The following is a 17,790-nucleotide window of genomic DNA, read 5'->3' on the forward strand; positions in this document are numbered from 1 at the left end:
GTCAAAAATTCCTTAACCCGGCCTGAACCGTCCGCCTGCTGAGTCATCGCCGCTCTTCACGAATATACGGCTCACCCAGCGCACCCGGCTGGCTTGAGGACTGTCGCCTGCCAGCGGCGACCCAGACCATCACCAGCAGGGTGACGGCATAGGGTGTCATCAACACGAAGTACTGCGGCAGCTTCACGCCGGTTGCTGCCAGTTGCGGAATCAACGCTTCGATGCCGCCGAACAGCAGCGCCCCGGCCAAGGCACGCCAGGGCGACCAACGCGCAAAGATGACCAGTGAAACGGCGATCCAGCCGCGCCCGCCAGTCATGTCGGCGATCCACATCTTGGTGCTCAGCACCGCAATGAAACCGCCTGCCAGGCCCATCAGCGCCGAGCCAGCCACAATGGCCGCCAGCCGATAGCCCAGCACCGAAATGCCCGCCGCGTCGGCCGCCTGTGGGTTTTCGCCAACCGCGCGCAAACGCAGACCGGTGCGCGTGCGCTCCAGCAACCAGACCACGGCGAAGAAGATCAACACGGTCAGGTACACCAGCGGATTCTGGACAAACACCTTGCCCACCACGGGCAACTCCGACAGCGGCCACAACTCCACGGCCTGCAGACCGCTGACCGGACGATTGGTCCAGCCCAGCAGCGTACCCAGCAAACCGGTCAGCCCCTGGCAGAAAAACACCAGCGCCAGCCCGGCGATCACCTGATTGATCCGCAACACCAACACCATCAAGGCGAACAGCAACGACACCACGCCCGCCGCCGCCATCGAGGCCAGCAGCGAAATGCCGGGCGAGCCGACACTCAATTGCATGCCGATGCCCGCCAGCGCGCCTACCAGCATCATGCCTTCGACGCCCAGCGCCAGCACGCCGCTGCGTTCGATCAGAATCAGGCCGAGCGCGGCCAACGCAAAGGGCACTGCAAAATCCGGCGCGCTGCCCAACCAGTGAGAAAGAAGGTCCATCAGCGTGCTCCTGCCTGAATGCGTCGCAGGCGATGACGAATGAAGAAATCGGACGAGGCCACGCAGATCACCAGAATCGCCTGGATCAGTTGCACCATCGAAAACGGGATCTGATAGAACACCTGCAGGTTGCGCCCCGCCACGAACAGCATGGCGATCAGCAGCGCCACAATCGTTGCCGCCACCGGATTGTTGCGCGCCAGAAACGCGATGAGAATCCCGGAAAAGCCATAACCCTGATAGAACGACTGGGTCAAACGACCCTCCTGTCCCGAGGTCACGACAAACCCCGCAAGCCCCGCCAGTGCGCCCGACAGCAGCACAGTGCCCATGATCATCTTGCGCACCGGCACGCCTACCGCACCGGCCACTTTCGGGTTGGCATCGACAAAGCGCAGGTACAGACCGGCCCGGGAAATGCCGATGAACCACAACGTCAGCAGCATGACCAGCAGCGCCAGCACGATGGCCGCGTTGTATCCGGCAAACAGGTCCGGCAGGCGCTCGAAACTGCGCAACGCAGGCGAATACGGAAAGTTGTCCCGTGGATCTTTCCAACTGCCGTAGACCAGATGCAGCAGAAAATTGGCGGCGATGTAATTGAGCATCAGGGTCGAGATGATTTCATTGACCTGCCACTTCAGCTTCAACAGGATCGGCCCCAGACTCCAGAGCATCGCGCAGACGATGGCAGCCGCCATCATCAATGGCAGGCGCAGCATGTCCGGCCCCACGTCAAACAGCGAAATGGCCGTGGCACCGATGGCGCCCCAAATCATCTGCCCCTCAAGCCCCAGGTTCCAGAACCTCGCCCGGAATGCCATGCAGCCTGCCAGACCGACCATGATCATGGGCGAGGCCTGAAACAGCACGGCCTTGAAGTTCTGTGCATCGAATACGGTCTGCATGACGAACTCATTGAGCAGCTCATCCGCAGGAACGCCCGCCATGATCAGAATGGCGGTGCAGATGGCCAAGCCGACCAGCAACGCCAGCGCAATGATCAGCGCTTGCAGCGGCCAGCCTGTTTGCTGGCGTATTTCCAATGTGTAGCGTCGCGACAGCAAGGGGCTTCGCGGCGCACTGCCTGCGTGCAAAACAGTCGATTCAGTCATGACTCACCATCGCTTTGCCTATGGCCTGACGGTCGGCGGGATGCTCGAACTCGGCGACGATGCGCCCGCCGTTCATTACCCCGATCCGGTCAGACAGGGTCAGAACCTCGTCCAGGTCTTCGCTGATCACCAACACGGCTGCGCCTGCATCACGCGCCGCCCGTAGCCGGTCATGCACAGCCTGTGTGGCGCGAACATCCAGGCCCCGGCTGGGGCTGTGGACCAGCACCAGTTGCGGGTCGCGGCTGAACTCTCGAGCGATCACCAGCTTCTGCGCATTACCACCCGACAACAGCGCGGCTTTCTGATCGAGCGAACGCACGCCCTGCACATCGAAATCCACGACGGCCTTTTGCGCGTCCTGCTTCAGACGCGAGTAGCGCATGCGCCAGAACGAGCCGTACTGGCCGCCATGGATATTGCCCACGCCAAAGTTCTCGGCCACCGACAGCGAACCGGCCAGCGCCGCGCCGTAGCGATCTGCCGGGATCGAGGCGATACGCAGCTGACGCCGTTGCTCGGTCGATGCGGTGCGCAGATCACCGAACTGCGCCAGATGAATCTCGCCTTCGGTGGGTTGGGGCAGCCCCATCAGCGCGTTGGCCAGTTCCGCCTGACCGTTGCCGCCGACGCCTGCGATGCCGTAGATCTGCCCGGCACGCAGGGTCATGTTTACGCCGTTCAACGCGTTATTGCCCTCAGCGCTGTGCAGGTCTCTGACCTGCAGACGGACCTCGCCGGGCATGGCCGGACTGCGCTCGCTGACCGGTGCGGAATCGCCCACGGTCAGTTGCACCAGTTGCTGAACGCTGACGCTTTGCGGGTCGAGGGTCTGGATCGTTCTGCCGCCGCGCATCACGGTCACCCGGTCGGCGTAGCGCTTCACGTCGGCCATCTTATGCGTCACCAGAACCACTGCTGCGCCCTGTCGGGCAAAGGTCTGCACGGTCATCAACAGACGCTCGGCCTCCTGATCGGTGAGCACGGCCGTGGGTTCGTCAAGAATCAGAATCCGCGCACCGGCCAGCAGCACCTTGAGAATCTCCACACGCTGCTGTTCGGCGACCGACAGGCTGTCGACGTTGCGGGTCGGGTCGAGCACGAAACCCAATTCCTCGGCCTTGGCGGCAATCTCCTGCTCAAGCGCCCGCAGACGCTTGCGATAACCACCCTCGCCCGGCTGTTCACGCAGCCCCAACAGAATGTTCTGCGCCACCGTGAACGGCTTCACCAGCTTGAAGTGTTGATGCACCATGCCAATCCGGTAGCGGCTCGCATCCTTGGGGCCTTGCAACTGGACCGGATTGTCGTCAATGAACAGCGAACCGGTTTCCGGTGCATACAGACCGGCGGCGATGTTCATCAGCGACGATTTGCCCGCACCGTTCTCGCCCAACAGCGCATGGACCTCGCCCCAGTGAGCGGTGAAGTCGGCGTCGATCAGCGCCTTGAAGCCGTCGAACGACTTGCTGATCCCGGTGAGTTGAAGCGCATTGACCTGACTCATTGCTGAGTCATCACGCCTTCGACGAACCAGTCCATTTTCCACAAATCAGGGTCAGACAAATGCTGCCCGACGGCGATGCGCTCCTTGCCGTCTCGATCCGCCATCGGGCCGCTGTAGATGATTTTTCGACCAGCCAGCAGTTCGGCGCGCTCAGCTTCGATCTTCTGCCGGTTGTCCGCAGAAATAATCGCGTCCTTGGTCAGGCTGATGTCAGTACCGCCCTGCTCCATCGACAGCAGCGCGCCATTGGCTGCGGGCGTCCAGTTGCCGGCGATGACTTTCTTGAGTTCAGGCCCCAGGAATCGGTCCCAGACCCAGACCGACGAACAGACGGTGGCCTTGGGCGCAAATTCGCTGAGATCGCGATGGTGACCGGTGCCGTGAATACCGCGCTCCTGGGCGACGATCTGCGGCGTGGGGCTGTCGACGTGCTGACCGACCACATCGACCCCGTTGTCGATCAGCGCCATGGTTGCCGCACGCTCCTTGACCGGGTCGTTCCAGGCACCCGTGTAAACGACCGCGACCGTGGCCTTCGGGTTGATCTGCTTCGCACCCAGCTCGTAGGCATTGATGGTCCAGTTGACCTGCCCGAACGGGTTGGCGGCCACGAAGCCCAGCTTGCCGGTTTTCGACGCGGCGCCTGCTGCCATGCCGCACAGGTACTGGCTTTCATAGGTGCGACCGTAGAACGACTCCAGGTTGGGCGCGTTGGTGGTGCCCGAGCCGTTCAGGAACGCCACTTCAGGGTATTTTTTGGCCAGTGTCAGGAAGGTGTCGGAGTAACCGAAAGCCGTACCGACGATGATGTTCGCGCCACGTGCGATCAGGCGATCGACCACCGGTGTGATGGCAGCCGCGTTTTCAGGAACGCTTTCGACGTACTGGATTTTAGTGTCCAGATCCTTTTCCAGTTTTTGCCGCGCCTCGTCGAATGCCTGGGTCCAGCCGCCGTCGTTGCGCGGACTGATGTACACCATGGCGATTTTCGCCGGGCCTTTGAGGGTCAGCCCTTCCGCCTGGGCAAGGCTGCCCATCCCGAACGCAACAGCCGCACACAAAGTCCCGGGCAACAGTTTCTTGTACATAGACGTTTTCCTGAGGGTAATGGCCTGCAAGAACAGCGCGGGGCCGACCCAGCAGGCAATAGCAGCATCCATGCCACCGAAGAAAAGACGTTATGAAACAATGGACTGTAGAAAACAGCATGATCAAAACGGATCAGATGGTCCGATTCAGAGCACTTGGTTTGTGCAGAGTGACCGGTTGCTGCTCAGCCGGGGTGCGTACGGCAAACATCGGACTGTGGGAGGCGGCTTGCCGGCGAGGCATTTTCCCAGGCAACACATCAGCGACTGGACTGATGCCATCGCCGGCAAGCCGCCTCTTATCAAACAACCTATAAACCACTGAAGAAACTGGATTTTGTGGGAGCGGACTTGTCCGCGAATGCTGCATTTCAGTCGCTGAACTTACATCGGCTGTACCACCTCTTCGCGGACAAGTCCGCTCCCACGGTCCTGTGTTTGCTGCGCGACAGCGCTACGTCGAAGACGTGGTGGCGCCACCACATTGGATAGCGTTTCGTCAGAGGCTCAAGGCTTTTTTGACGAAGCACCACGCGGCAGGATGCCGTCCAGGATCATGCTGCGCAGACTCTCCAGAACCTCGTCGAAGAACTCGGGGTCATCCAGGGTTCTGCCCGTCACCGCCTCGACCTGCGTGCGGAAGTCTGCGTAATGCTGGGTGGTCGCCCACAACGAGAAGATCAGGTGATGCGGATTGATTGGCGCCAACTGGCCGCTGTCGATCCAGTGCTGAATGACCGCGACCTTGGTCTGCACCGTGTCGCGCAACGGATGCTGCAGTTCGCCCTGTATCAGCGGCGCGCCCTGCATCACTTCCATGCAGAACAGCCGGGACTCGGCCGGATGATCGCGGGACATTTCCAGCTTGGCCTTCAGATAGGCACCGATGGCCTGCTGCGGGTCCTTGTCGGCAGTGAAGTGCAGCAAGGGGCTGAGCCACACTTCCAGCAACTGGCGCAGCACGTTCAGATACAGGTCGTCCTTGCTGCTGAAGTAATACAGCAGGTTGGTCTTGGACACGTCCGCCAGGCTCGCCACCTGATCCAGGCTGCTGCCATGCACGCCGTAACGGGAGAAGATTTCCAGCGCGGCATCGAGAATCACGCTGCGCTTGCCTTCCATGAGCCGCAGGCGTCGCTTGAGGGCGGATGCACTGGGCTCGCGGGTCGCCTTGACTGCCTTGTCGGGCTTGACCTTGCGCACGCGTTTGCTCGCGGGCTCTGTCACGGGAGGTTTCTTGTTCACGCACATCCATCCGGTGATGCCGAAATAAGCAGGCATCTTAACGGGCGGACACACTTTGTCGATATGGATGCGAACCGCGCCGCGCATTTATCCGCCGCATGCCCCATCAGCGTGCGCCCTGCACAAACCAAGTGCTCTAATCCAGACCAAATGGTCCGAAATAAACGAATTAATTTCCTAACCATTTGAATAATAACAACAAACCAAAGCTGGCCCGCTCCATGCAAGTTCGGTTCAAGTGCCGCCCGTTGTCCCTGGGGCACGCATCGACTATCGCAGAGAGGCCTCATATGGACATCGGTATCTTCATCCCCATCGGCAACAACGGCTGGCTGATTTCCAGCAACGCACCGCAGTACATGCCCACCTTCGACCTCAACAAACAGATCGTGCAAAAGGCCGAGCACTACGGTTTCGACTTCGCGCTGTCGATGATCAAATTGCGCGGCTTCGGCGGCAAGACGCAGTTCTGGGAACACAATCTGGAGTCGTTCACGCTCATGGCCGGACTCGCCGCCGTGACCAGCAGGATCCAGTTGTTCGCCACAGTCGCGACGCTGACCATTCCGCCCGCGATTGCCGCGCGAATGGCGTCGACCATCGACTCGATTTCCAATGGCCGCTTCGGCATCAATCTGGTCACTGGCTGGCAGAAACCCGAATACGAGCAAATGGGCCTGTGGCCGGGCGATGAGTTCTTCCACACCCGCTACGAATATCTGGCCGAATACGCACAGGTGCTGCGTGACCTGTGGGCCACCGGCAGCAGTGACTTTCAGGGCGAACATTTCAGCATGCAGGACTGCCGCGTCAGTCCACGTCCGAAAGCCGACATGAAGCTGATCTGTGCCGGGCAAAGTGAAGCCGGCATGGCGTTCTCGGCCCAGTACGCCGACTACAACTTCTGCTTCGGCAAAGGCGTGAACACCCCGACCGCGTTCGCGCCCACCGCGCAGAAGCTGATCGAGGCCAACGAACAGACCGGGCGCAACGTCACCTCCTGCGTACTGTTCATGATCATCGCCGATGACACCGACGAAGCCGCACGCGCTCGTTGGGAGCACATCAAGGACGGCGCCGACGAGGAAGCCATTGCCTGGCTGAGCGACAAGGGCTCGGCCGACAAGAGCGCAGGCTCGAACCTGCGGCAGATGGCCGACCCGACCTCGGCGGTCAACATCAATATGGGCACGCTGGTCGGCTCCTGGGCCAATGTGGCGAAGATGCTCGACGAAGTAGCCAGCGTTCCTGGCACTCAGGGCGTGATGCTGACCTTCGACGATTTCGTGAAGGGCGTCGAAGATTTCGGTCAGAAGATTCAGCCACTGATGAGCAGCCGCAGTCACATCCTGCCGCTCAAGGAGGTGGTTTGATGAACGGGCCTGCAACGATTGCCGGTGTGGATTTGCCGCCCGATCTGCAACCCGCCCGCGACCTGCCCGCCCGCCCCGAAGCCCTGCGCATGAAAGCTGGCGAGACGGCGCTGGTGGTGGTCGATATGCAGAACGCCTACGCCTCGCTCGGCGGCTACCTGGACCTGGCCGGGTTCGATGTCAGCAGCACGGGACCGGTCATTGCCAACATCAAAAAGGCCTGCGCCACCGCACGTGCGGCCGGTATCCCGGTGATCTTTTTCCAGAACGGCTGGGACCCGGCCTACGTGGAAGCAGGCGGCCCCGGCTCACCCAACTGGCACAAGTCGAATGCACTGAAAACCATGCGCAAGCGGCCCGAACTTGAAGGTCAGTTACTGGCCAAGGGCGGCTGGGACTATCAGCTGGTCGATGAACTGAAGCCTGAACCCGGCGATATCGTGGTGCCGAAGATTCGCTACAGCGGCTTCTTCAATTCCAGCTTCGACAGCGTGCTGCGCAGCCGTGGCATTCGTAATCTGGTGTTCACCGGAATCGCCACCAACGTCTGCGTCGAATCGACCTTGCGTGACGGCTTTCACCTGGAATATTTCGGCGTGGTTCTGGCCGACGCCACTCATCAGGCAGGCCCCGAGTTCGCTCAGCAGGCCGCCCTGTTCAACATCGAAACCTTCTTTGGCTGGGTCTCCAGCGTCGATGATTTCTGCACCACCTTCAGCCCGGTCGGGCAACCTTTGTGAGGATCTGAGCATGACCAAGAAAGCGATCATTCCTGCTGGCACCACCAAGCCGATTGCCCCATTCGTACCGGGCTCGATGGCCGATGGCGTGCTCTACGTGTCTGGCACCCTGCCCTTCGACAAGGACAACAACGTGGTGCATGTCGGCGATGCGACTGCACAGACCCGTCACGTGCTGGAAACCATCAAGAGCGTGATCGAAACCGCAGGCGGCACGATGGATGACGTCACCTTCAACATGATCATGATTCGCGACTGGGCCGATTACGCCAAAGTCAACGAAGTGTATGCCGAGTACTTCGCGGGCGAGAAACCGGCGCGCTATTGCATCCAGTGCGGCCTGGTAAAGCCAGAAGCACTCATTGAAATCGCCAGCATCGCCCACATCGGCTGAACCTCGAACGTGGGCGCTCGCCGCCCACCTGGAGCGCCTGCATGTTCCATGAACTTCACGCTTCGCAAACAGCCGACGCCCCGACACTGGTGCTCAGTTCGGGCCTCGGCGGCTCCAGCCGATACTGGGCCGACGACCTGCTGATCCTGACCCGTGACTATCAGGTGCTGGTCTACGACCATGCGGGCACTGGACGCAGCCCCGCCGTATTGCCGCCGGATTATTCGATTCGCCACATGGCGCTCGAACTGCTGGAACTGCTCGACTCGCTCGACATTCAGCGCTGCCACTTCATGGGTCATGCACTGGGCGGGCTGGTCGGGCTTGAGCTGTCGCTGCTGCGCCCGCGACTGCTGGACAGTCAGGTGCTGATCAACGCCTGGAGCAGCCCGAATCCGCACAGTGCCCGCTGTTTTTCGGTGCGCAAGAAACTGCTGTTGAACAGCGGGCCTGAAGCCTATGTGCAGGCCCAGGCGCTGTTTCTTTATCCGGCCGACTGGATCGCGGCGAACACCACGCGGCTTGCCAGCGACGAGGCGCACGCGCTGGCGCACTTCCCCGACACCGACAACCTGCTGCGGCGCATTCATGCGCTGGAAAGCTTCGACATCGAGGCGAACCTTGCGGACATTCGCACCCCGACGCTGCTGATCGCCAATCGCGACGACATGCTGGTGCCATGGCAGCGTTCACAGCATCTGGCCGACACGCTCCCCGACGCCAGGCTGGTGCTTCTGGAATACGGCGGTCACGCCTCGAACATCACTGACCCTCATCCCTTTCACCGAGCCCTGCTCGACTTTCTCAGCGCCCAGGCCTGAAGGACCGTTGCCATGCACACTCAATCCGCAATACGCCCAGCCGAAACCACTGCCGTCACCCAGCTTCAATTTCGCGACGCGATGTCCAGCCTCGCTGCCGCAGTCAACGTGATCACCACCGATGGCCCGCACGGCAGGGCCGGATTCACCGCGACCGCAGTCTGCAGCGTGACCGACCAGCCACCGACGCTGCTGGTCTGCATCAACCGCAGTGCATCGGTGTACGAGGCCTTCGTGGGCAATGGCACGTTGTGCGTGAACACGCTGGGTCACGAGCAGCAGGCGCTGTCCAACCTGTTTGGCGGCAAGAACTCTCAGGCCGAGCGCTTCGCTGGCGGCCAATGGCTGGAAGGTCTGACCGGCGCACCGTTACTCGATGGCGCCAAGCTGGCATTGGACTGCCGAATCAGCCAGTCAGTGAGTGTCGGCACCCACGACATTCTGTTCTGCGAGGTGCAGGACATCCGGCATGAAAGCCAATCGGACGCGCTGGTGTATTTCGGACGTCAATATCATCCGCTGCCCGGTGTCCTGCCGACGATTTGAAAGACCGGTCGGCGCTCTCGGCCGCCGACCACTCTGTCACGGTCATTGATTGTTTTTATCAAGCGCTGGAGGCACAACCCATTAAAGCTACAAGCCATTGATCTAAAACAACAAAAACAGAATCAGCAACTTATTGACGTCAGTTAAATACACAAGATCTTTTCCTGAACTGCTGCTTATACTGGCGTTACGAGATCAGGATGATCCTTGCAGTCAATAAGGTGAAGTCATGTCGATCCATCGCCAGACCACACAATCCAAAGGGGCCGTTGCGCCCTGCTCACGCACAGGCTGCTCCATCGAGCCAGATCTGGGTGGCTGGGCATGCTGAAAAAGATCCCCGTCTCCGAACTCAGCCTTGGCATGCACATCCATAAGTTCTGCCGCCCTTGGAACAGTGATCCTTTCTGGGTCGCTCACGTCGAAACCGTTCTTCACGATACCGATGTGCTCAAACGCATTCAGTCTTCCGATACCCTCGAGGTCTGGATCGACACGCAACAGGGCCGTGATCACACGCCGCAACCCACACCGGCCTCGGCGCATGACGACACTGCAGCGGTCAGCCTGGAACAGGAGGTCAAGCGCGCCAGAGCCATTTGCGGCAAGGCCCGCGATGTCGTGATGAACATGTTCAGCGAGGCCCGGATGGGGTACGCCATGAAGATGGACAATGTGGACCTGATGGTCGAGGAAATTTCCAACTCGATCCTGCGCCATCCGCACGCCCTGATCAGCCTGTCCCGCCTCAAGACATCGGATGAGTACACCTACATGCATTCGGTTGCCGTCTGCGCGTTGATGGTGGCGCTTGCCCGGCGGATGGGCATGAACGATGAGCAGGTCCGTGAGGCCGGCGTAGCGGGACTCATGCATGACGTCGGCAAAATGATGATTGCACCGGAAGTCCTCAACAAACCCGGCAGGCTGACCGTCGAAGAATTCACCCTGATGAAAACCCACCCCGAGCAGGGTCTGAAAATTCTCGAGGAGAATCTGCCAGTCGCGGCGCTGGTGATGGATGTCTGCCTGCATCACCATGAGAAGGTCGACGGCTCGGGTTACCCCGATGGATTGCAAGGGTCGGACATCAGCATCTTCGCCAGAATGAGTGCGGTCTGCGACGTGTATGACGCGATCACCTCGGACCGACCGTACAAGAAAGGCTGGGGTGTTGCCCATTCGATCCGTGAGATGGCTTCCTGGAAAGGCCACTTCGATGACGTGGTGTTCCAGACTTTCGTCAAGACCGTGGGCATCTACCCGGTGGGTGCGCTGGTGCGCCTTGAAAGTGGGCGACTGGGCGTGGTCATGGAGCAGAGTGACGCGTCGTTGCTGACGCCCAGGGTGAAGGTTTTCATGTCCGCACGCACCCGCAAGACCTTCGCGGCGCAGATCATTGACCTGGCGAGCAACGAAGACCGGGACGCCATTATCAAGATTGAACTCCCCGCCGACTGGGGGCTGGACAGCGTCGATCACCTCTGGTCAGGCCTGGCGCCGGATCAGTCCGTCTCGGGTTAACTCAACAGCCCCAGCGCCTTGGCCCTCGCCACCGCCTGGGTCCGGCGCTCCACGCCCAGCTTGCTGTTGATGTGGCTGGCGTGGGTCTTGACCGTGTGCAGCGAGATGAACAATTGCTCGCTGATTTCCTGATTCGAACAGCCCTGTGCGATCAATCGCAGCACGTCCAGCTCACGCACGCTCAGGCAGTCGCTGCCGTGCACGGACTCTGCGACGGGACGCGCCTGGCACGCGGGGAGGTGTTCAAGCAACGCGTTACGCACAGCGCAGGGCGGTGCCTGGAGCAGTTGATCACGAAGCCATTGCGGGTGTTCGTCGAGCAACGCACGAAACGCAAACAGCGCACCACCAGCGGCGGGCTGCAGGCTACGCATCAAGCGTTCCCGGGCTTCGTCATGGCGGGCCGCGTCAAGCAACAGGCCGATATGCTGAGTCATGGCCAAAAGGCCCACCAATTGCGCACCGATCCGCAGGGACTGCTCTTCAAGCGCCAGAAGACGTTTCTCGCTGGCACAATGATCGCCGTTGATACGGTCCAGCATGGCGCGCTGCAGTTCGATCTGCTGCGGTAACTGTGGGTGGCATTCAGGCGCGCCAGCGGCCAGCTCGCCGGTGTAGGTCTGAGTGAGGCGCAGCAACCATGACTCGGCCAGGTCGATGCGTCCCTGCACCAGCCAGAGTTCACATTTGACCAGCGTGATCATGGCCAGGTAATAAATCGGCGGGACATCCCAGATGTGCATCAACCGTTCGGCCTCGGCCAGCTCCGCAAAGGCTTCGGCAAAACGCCCTGCACAGCCTTCCATCGTGGCAATCACACAATGGCCGATGAGCACGCTGATATCGCGACAGGCATGGGCTTCGGCCAGACCGGCCAGCAGTTTTGCCCGCCCCGCATCGACCTGCATGCACAGCGTCAGCAGATAGCCTTCATACAAGGTCAGACGCGCCCGTACCGCATACAGACGAGACGAGGACAGTCCTTTGAGGCGCTGTTGACCCTGACGCACCTCTTCGAGCGCCCGCAGGACCTCGCCCCGAGCCTGCAAGGCTCTGGCGCGATCATAGTGGGCGAGCGCTTCGAACAATGGATTTGCGACCCGTTGCGCCAGCTCCAGCGCATCGCGATTCAATGCGCGGGCGCGCCACAGATCGCCTTGGGCGATGGCCAGATTGGCAAGCGTCGAAAGGCACACCAGGCGCTGCCCGTAACGTTTTTCGGGCAGGCTGAGCAGGGCTTCGCTGCAATACCGCAGCGTCCTGTCGCTGTCGCCCCGACCACGAGCAATCACGCCACTCAGCGCCAACCACTGGGCCAGCATGGATTTTTGTGCGGTTGCCGACGGCGCGGGCAGGAAGCGACTCAACTGATTGGCCAGTTCTTCGGCGGCATCCAGCTGGCAGGCCAGGCCCAATGCCCAGGCATACAGCACGATCAAACGCGGGGTGCTGGTCAGCAGGCTGTCAGGCAAATCCATTTTCCAGCGCAGCAACATGCCGACGTTCTGCTCAGCCAGCAGCTGTTCTTCGGAGAGGTTCTGCACCAGATTCGCTGCGACATCCAGATGCCCGGCGCGCAGGGCCTGCTCAACGGCTTCGTCAAGCAGCCCCTGATCGCTGAACCAGCGACAGGCATTCAGGTGCAGGCGTGTCTGCTGCGGGCCACTGGCCTGCCGGGTACGCAGCAGGTCTGAGAACAAATGGTGATAGCGAAACCAGTGGCCCTGCTCGTCGAGCGGCACCAGAAACACCTGATGCGCCTGCAGGTAGCGCAGCATTTCGGCGCTGTCGTGGGTATCCCGGGCTGCGTCGCACAGGGCGCTGCAAAAGCGTTCCAGGCACGCCGTCTCATAAAGAAACGCCTGAGCCTCGGCGGGCAGGCAGTCGATGACTTCTTCGAGCAGGTACTCGCGAATCATCACCTCGCCGCCATGCAGCGCCTGAGGCAAAGCGTTGTCATCACCGGCTTCGGCAGCCGCCAGCAGCCAGAAACGCAGCCCCGCCACCCAGCCCTCACTGCGCTCAATCAGCCTTTGCAGCGCTTCGTTGTCGAGCGAGCGGCTGTGCCGGTCCAGCAATGCGATGGACTCGTCATGGGTGAGCCGCAGGTCATGTTCGTTGATTTCGAGTAACTGGCGTGAAAGACGCAGGCGGGCCAGATGCCAGTCAGGTCGCTGACGGCTGGTGACCATTACCACCAGACCCGCCGGCAAATGGTTGAGCAGAAACTGGAGACAACGATCAAGCACACTGCCCTGGGCCAGATGGTAGTCGTCGAGTACCAGCAAGAGCGGCTGACTGAGCATCAAGTGAACGGCCAGTTCGTCCAGCAGTCCGTCGAGCCAGGGTTCAAAGGCAAACGGCTGATGACGCTGGCGCATCTTCAGCAACCCCATCGCCTGCGCGCCCAATTGCGGAAGGAACTGCTGAAGCCCTGCCAGCAGACGTTCCAGAAAACGTCCAGGATCCTGGTCTCTGGAGCTCAGACCCAGCCACACGCTTTGCCATTTCTCCGGTAACGCCTGACAGAACTCGACCGCCAGAGAGCTTTTTCCAAACCCGGCCGGAGCACAGACCAGCAGCAATCGCCCAGACAACCCTTCGTGAAGGCGCTGGCACAATCGGGGTCTGGGAACATGGCCATCGGGCAGTGGCGGTCGGAAGAATCGCCCTTCCAACGCAGGAATCGCGCTGTCTGCGAACCCTTGCATACGGGACAGATCAGTCATGGCCGGCTCTTGTATGAATCGATTTGTTCGGCTTGGCAGTGCTCGGAGACTAGCGGGTTAGCGGATCGTTTTGAAGGTCATCATTGAAAAGACTGTAACAAAATTCCTACGACTTATAAGGCCTGCGGCCAGACGCAAAAAAGCCCCGCGGACGGGGCTTTGCTGTTCAAGCGTTTTCCACAGAAGCGCTTCGTGTATCCGCAAGCGCTACAAACCGGTGATTAACGAACGCCCTCCTGACGCAGCGCGTTTGGCGTGAAGTCGCTGGTGCCCGCCGTGAAGCCGAATTCGTAGGCACGTTTCTCTTCGTTTTTCATGCCCAGCGCCACGTAACGGCCCGACTGCAGGTCGTAGAGTGTTTCAATGGCGTACCACGGCACTTGTTTGTCGTAGTAGTTCTCGGCATGCGCTTCGGCGACGCGCCACAGTTGGCCGCGGCCGTCGTAGTGGTCGATCACTGCTGCCTGCCAGGTGTCTTCGTCGATGAAGAAGTCACGCTTGGCATAGATGTGGCGCTGACCTTCCTTCAAGGTCGCAGTCACGTGCCAGACACGACGCAGCTCGTAACGGGTCAGGTCCTGATTGATGTGACCGGCCTTGATGATGTCGGCGTACTTAAGCGTCGGATCGTCCAGCTTGTGGCTGTTGGAGGCGATGTACATCTCCTGCTTGCCTATCAGTTTCCAGTCGTAGCGATCCGGCGCACCGTTGTACATGTCCAGGTTGTCGGAGGTCCGCAGGCCGTCCGAGGCAGTGCCCGGCCCGTCATACGAGACCTGCGGCGCCCGGCGCACACGTCGCTGACCGGCGTTGTACAGCCAGGCCGAACGCGGCTCCTTCACCTGGTCGAGTGTTTCGTGGACCAACAGTACGCCACCGGCCAGACGTGCCGGCGCAGTCACTTCCTGCTTGAAATAGAACAGCACGTTGCCCGGATTCTTCGGATCGAAATCGCGCATCTTGTCGCGGAACACGAACTGATCGGCGAAGTACACGAGGCTGTAGGAACCGTTGGGCTGCGGAGTGGCCTGGGTCACCAGACGCTTCACGCTGCCGCCACGGTAGCGGGTGATGTGGTTCCAGATCACTTCGACGCCATTGGCCGGGATTGGAAACGGGATGGCCGTCTCGAAGTTCTCCAGTCCGCTGCCGCCGCCGACCAGTTTGGTGGTCGTCGCGTTACGCTTGATGGCTGCGTAGACATCGTCCGGTACGGTTGCACCACGATGTGTCGGATACACCGGAATCCGGTAACTGTCCGGGTAACGCTTGAACATCGCGTATTGGCCGGGTGCCAGCTTGTCCTTGTACTGCTCGACGTTGGCCGCCGTGATGGTGAACAACGGCTTTTCGCTGGCGTAAGGATTGGCCAGGAACCCCTTGCTGTCGACTGCGCCGGCGTTCTTCGGCATCGGCGTCCAGGCCGAAATGGTGTTCGCCGCGTTACCCGCCTTCTCTGCCCCCATGGGCGTCAAAGACGTCCCCAGTTTTGCCGCCTCGGATTCAGACACCGCCGCCATGACGCTGGTCGCCAGCAGCGACACGCTCAACAGACCGGCTTGCAACAGACCCTTTGTTATTTTCATATTTATCGTCATCCCGAAAAAACCGTGTTCTTAGAAGTTCATGCCGAAGCTGAGCGCAACGAAGTCGCGGTCATCAACCGTGGTGTACTTCCCATCGAAGAAGTTGGTGTAGGAAAGGGCTGCGGTATAGGTGTTCTGGTATTCGGCATCCAGACCGAGGCTGACCGCCTTGCGTCCTTCTTCGAAGTTGCCGCCCGGGCCTGGCGAGTAGCCCTTGACGTCATGCGACCAGGCCACACTCGGGCGCAAGTTCACACCGGCGAAGAAGCTGTTGTAGTCCCAGATGGCGCGAGCGCGGTAGCCCCAGGAGTTGGAGGTGGTGAAACCATCGTTCTCGCAGTAGCGGGTCAGGTTGTTCTGGTCGGCACCGGTGAGCGTACCGGCGTTGAGCGTGGCGCATTGGCCACCAGGCAATGGGCCTGGCCCGTAGACCGGGTCACGGCCGTAGCGGATCTCGGACGTGCTTTCCAGACCGCCAACGTGCGTGAAGCCGACCTCGCCCACCAGGGTCAGACGCTCGGCACCCATGACCTGATCGAAGAACTGGGTGAAGGTGGTCTGCAGTTGGGTGATTTCCTTGCGGCGATAACCCGGCTGGTCGGTGTTGGGCTGGCCGTTCAGCAGCGACACGTTCGGGTTGAGCGGCGAAATGCCCGAATACAGAATGTCGGTGGTGTTGACCTGAACCGGCGCGTTCGGACGGTAGCTGATTTCACCACTCCACGCAGTGCCGGTAGGCAGTGTGGTGGAGAAGCTCAGGCCATACAGGCGAATGTCTTCAGGGTATTCAACGTAATAGCTGGAGTTACCGGCCACCACGACAGGCAGCAAGGTCGGCGCCAGACGCGCGGCCGTGGCTTGCGGAATGCCATTGCGCACCAGCGAACCTACCAGCCCGGCCGGGCTGAAAGAGGCTGCCGAACCGCCGCGTCCGCTGAAGATCGGCGCACGACTGTGGTAGTTCATCATGTAGGCACCGAACTCGGTGTCCAGCGGCTCATAGTTGTAACGCAGGGCGAAACCGAACTGGCCGCTGTCACGCGCATCGCGGTCAGGGCCACGGCGCACGACCGCGCCTTCGTCAGGATTGCCGAACACCACGCCCTGCTGGCTCAGCGAGTTGAACACGGCGCCGCGCGCGGCAGCCGGCAGACCTGCTGCGGCCAGCGAGGTGTTCAAACCGCTGCGGCTGCGCAGTACGGCGAGGTTGTTGTCACAGCCGTCGGAGATGACGTCGGGCTGGGAGAAGAATGTGCCGCAGTTGTCGGTAACCGTCTGGTCCCACTCGAGCTGGTAGAAACCTTCGGCCGACAGGTTGTCGGTCAGGCTCTGCGATAGATAGAACATGTTGACCGGAATCAGGCCTTCCTTGATTTCCGAGCCAGGCCGACGGAACGCGGACACGTCGATAGGGTTGACGCTGTTGATGCCGCCACCGATGAAGGTGCTTTCACCCCAACTGATGACCTGCTTGCCGAAACGGACCGAGCCAGGCTGATCAGCGATCGAATAGTTGTGATACACGAAGGCATCGAGCAACTGGAACCCAGACGACTTGGCGCCTTCCTTGCGGTTCGAATCGCTGATGTCCTTGAATTCTCGCCCTTCGTCCTTGAGTTCGAAGTCATACCAGTACTTGCCACGCATGAAGACGCCGGTGTCGCCGTATTTCAGCTCCAGGTCATGAATGCCCTTGAAGATCTTCGAGAACGTCTCCCCACGCTTGAAGTTCAAGTGGCCATCGTCTGACGTCTGGGACAGCCCGCGCCCGCCATTGTTGGCCCCGATAAGGTTCTTGTTGGCCTTTTCGGTCGACCAGCTGGCGCCCACGGAGAGCGAGGAGTCGAAGCTGCCTTCAATCTCGCCGATGTTGAAGGAAACGCCGAAAGCAGGACCGGCGAGCGAAGAGGCAAGACTGACAGCCAGAGGCAGTTTCGCCCGGCGCCAGAAGGGGTTGGTGGTTGTCATCGACGCTACTCCATGTGCTTTTATTGTTATGGCAGGGGGAAAATCCAAAAACGACTCAGCAGTCGAATCAAAAACTGACTGGCAACACTCATCAGGCAGCCTGAATGGCTCCAACACAAAATGTACTTCCGCTCTTGCGCATTCCCTATGCCGACTATATCCAGCGGGCGCTGATGCTTGATCC

At 60.5% G+C, this 17,790-nt stretch carries 14 protein-coding genes; 6 read left to right on the forward strand and 8 right to left on the reverse strand.

The window, feature by feature from the left end:
- Positions 1-43 precede the first annotated feature (43 nt).
- The 5 genes from CFBP1590_RS21705 to rutR form a co-directional block, all read right to left on the reverse strand.
- Positions 44-970, reverse strand: coding sequence for an ABC transporter permease (locus CFBP1590_RS21705; RefSeq protein WP_029242245.1), 927 nt, complete (start codon positions 968-970; stop codon positions 44-46).
- Positions 970-2,085, reverse strand: coding sequence for an ABC transporter permease (locus CFBP1590_RS21710; RefSeq protein WP_029242244.1), 1,116 nt, complete (start codon positions 2,083-2,085; stop codon positions 970-972). The genes CFBP1590_RS21705 and CFBP1590_RS21710 overlap by 1 nt, the downstream gene beginning before the upstream one ends.
- Positions 2,078-3,592: an ABC transporter ATP-binding protein gene (locus CFBP1590_RS21715; protein ID WP_088235896.1), complete on the reverse strand. Its 1,515-nt coding sequence runs from the start codon at positions 3,590-3,592 to the stop codon at positions 2,078-2,080. The genes CFBP1590_RS21710 and CFBP1590_RS21715 overlap by 8 nt, the downstream gene beginning before the upstream one ends.
- Positions 3,589-4,680: a BMP family ABC transporter substrate-binding protein gene (locus CFBP1590_RS21720; protein ID WP_088235897.1), complete on the reverse strand. Its 1,092-nt coding sequence runs from the start codon at positions 4,678-4,680 to the stop codon at positions 3,589-3,591. Before CFBP1590_RS21720 ends, CFBP1590_RS21715 begins: the two co-directional genes overlap by 4 nt.
- A gap of 507 nt (positions 4,681-5,187) precedes the next feature.
- Complete coding sequence (rutR, locus tag CFBP1590_RS21725; protein ID WP_004885143.1) at positions 5,188-5,931, reverse strand: pyrimidine utilization regulatory protein R; 744 nt, start codon at positions 5,929-5,931, stop codon at positions 5,188-5,190.
- Positions 5,932-6,215: 284 nt separating this feature from the next.
- Between rutR and rutA the strand changes: the two genes are divergently transcribed.
- The 6 genes from rutA (at position 6,216) to CFBP1590_RS21755 (ending at position 11,323) form a co-directional block, all read left to right on the forward strand.
- Positions 6,216-7,298, forward strand: coding sequence for a pyrimidine utilization protein A (rutA, locus tag CFBP1590_RS21730; RefSeq protein WP_029242117.1), 1,083 nt, complete (start codon positions 6,216-6,218; stop codon positions 7,296-7,298).
- A complete protein-coding gene (gene rutB, locus CFBP1590_RS21735; RefSeq protein ID WP_029242116.1) occupies positions 7,298-8,038 on the forward strand; it encodes a pyrimidine utilization protein B in 741 nt (246 codons plus the stop codon). The genes rutA and rutB overlap by 1 nt, the downstream gene beginning before the upstream one ends.
- 10 nt (positions 8,039-8,048) lie before the next feature.
- On the forward strand, positions 8,049-8,432 hold the full coding sequence (gene rutC / locus CFBP1590_RS21740; protein WP_004885146.1) for a pyrimidine utilization protein C: 384 nt from the start codon (positions 8,049-8,051) through the stop codon (positions 8,430-8,432).
- 41 nt (positions 8,433-8,473) lie between these two features.
- Positions 8,474-9,253 (forward strand): pyrimidine utilization protein D, encoded by a 780-nt coding sequence (rutD, locus tag CFBP1590_RS21745; protein WP_088235898.1) that lies wholly within the window; start codon positions 8,474-8,476, stop codon positions 9,251-9,253.
- 12 nt (positions 9,254-9,265) lie between these two features.
- Positions 9,266-9,799 (forward strand): NADH-dependent FMN reductase RutF, encoded by a 534-nt coding sequence (gene rutF / locus CFBP1590_RS21750; RefSeq protein ID WP_058431006.1) that lies wholly within the window; start codon positions 9,266-9,268, stop codon positions 9,797-9,799.
- A 324-nt stretch (positions 9,800-10,123) separates the two neighbouring features.
- The gene (locus CFBP1590_RS21755; protein ID WP_088235899.1) at positions 10,124-11,323 is read left to right on the forward strand and encodes a cyclic di-GMP phosphodiesterase; all 1,200 of its coding nucleotides are present in this window, start codon (positions 10,124-10,126) and stop codon (positions 11,321-11,323) included.
- On the opposite strand, the gene CFBP1590_RS21760 is transcribed toward CFBP1590_RS21755, so the two are convergent.
- From CFBP1590_RS21760 to CFBP1590_RS21770, 3 genes are all read right to left on the reverse strand, one after another.
- Positions 11,320-14,052: a winged helix-turn-helix domain-containing protein gene (locus CFBP1590_RS21760; protein ID WP_029242112.1), complete on the reverse strand. Its 2,733-nt coding sequence runs from the start codon at positions 14,050-14,052 to the stop codon at positions 11,320-11,322. The two genes, CFBP1590_RS21755 and CFBP1590_RS21760, sit on opposite strands and share 4 nt — an antisense overlap.
- A gap of 221 nt (positions 14,053-14,273) precedes the next feature.
- Complete coding sequence (locus CFBP1590_RS21765; protein WP_025996330.1) at positions 14,274-15,638, reverse strand: DUF1329 domain-containing protein; 1,365 nt, start codon at positions 15,636-15,638, stop codon at positions 14,274-14,276.
- 30 nt (positions 15,639-15,668) lie between these two features.
- Positions 15,669-17,606, reverse strand: coding sequence for a DUF1302 domain-containing protein (locus CFBP1590_RS21770; RefSeq protein ID WP_004885152.1), 1,938 nt, complete (start codon positions 17,604-17,606; stop codon positions 15,669-15,671).
- Between the last annotated feature and the right edge of the window lie 184 nt (positions 17,607-17,790).

It is taken from the genome of Pseudomonas viridiflava, assembly GCF_900184295.1.
Classification (GTDB): Bacteria; Pseudomonadota; Gammaproteobacteria; order Pseudomonadales; family Pseudomonadaceae; genus Aquipseudomonas; species Aquipseudomonas viridiflava.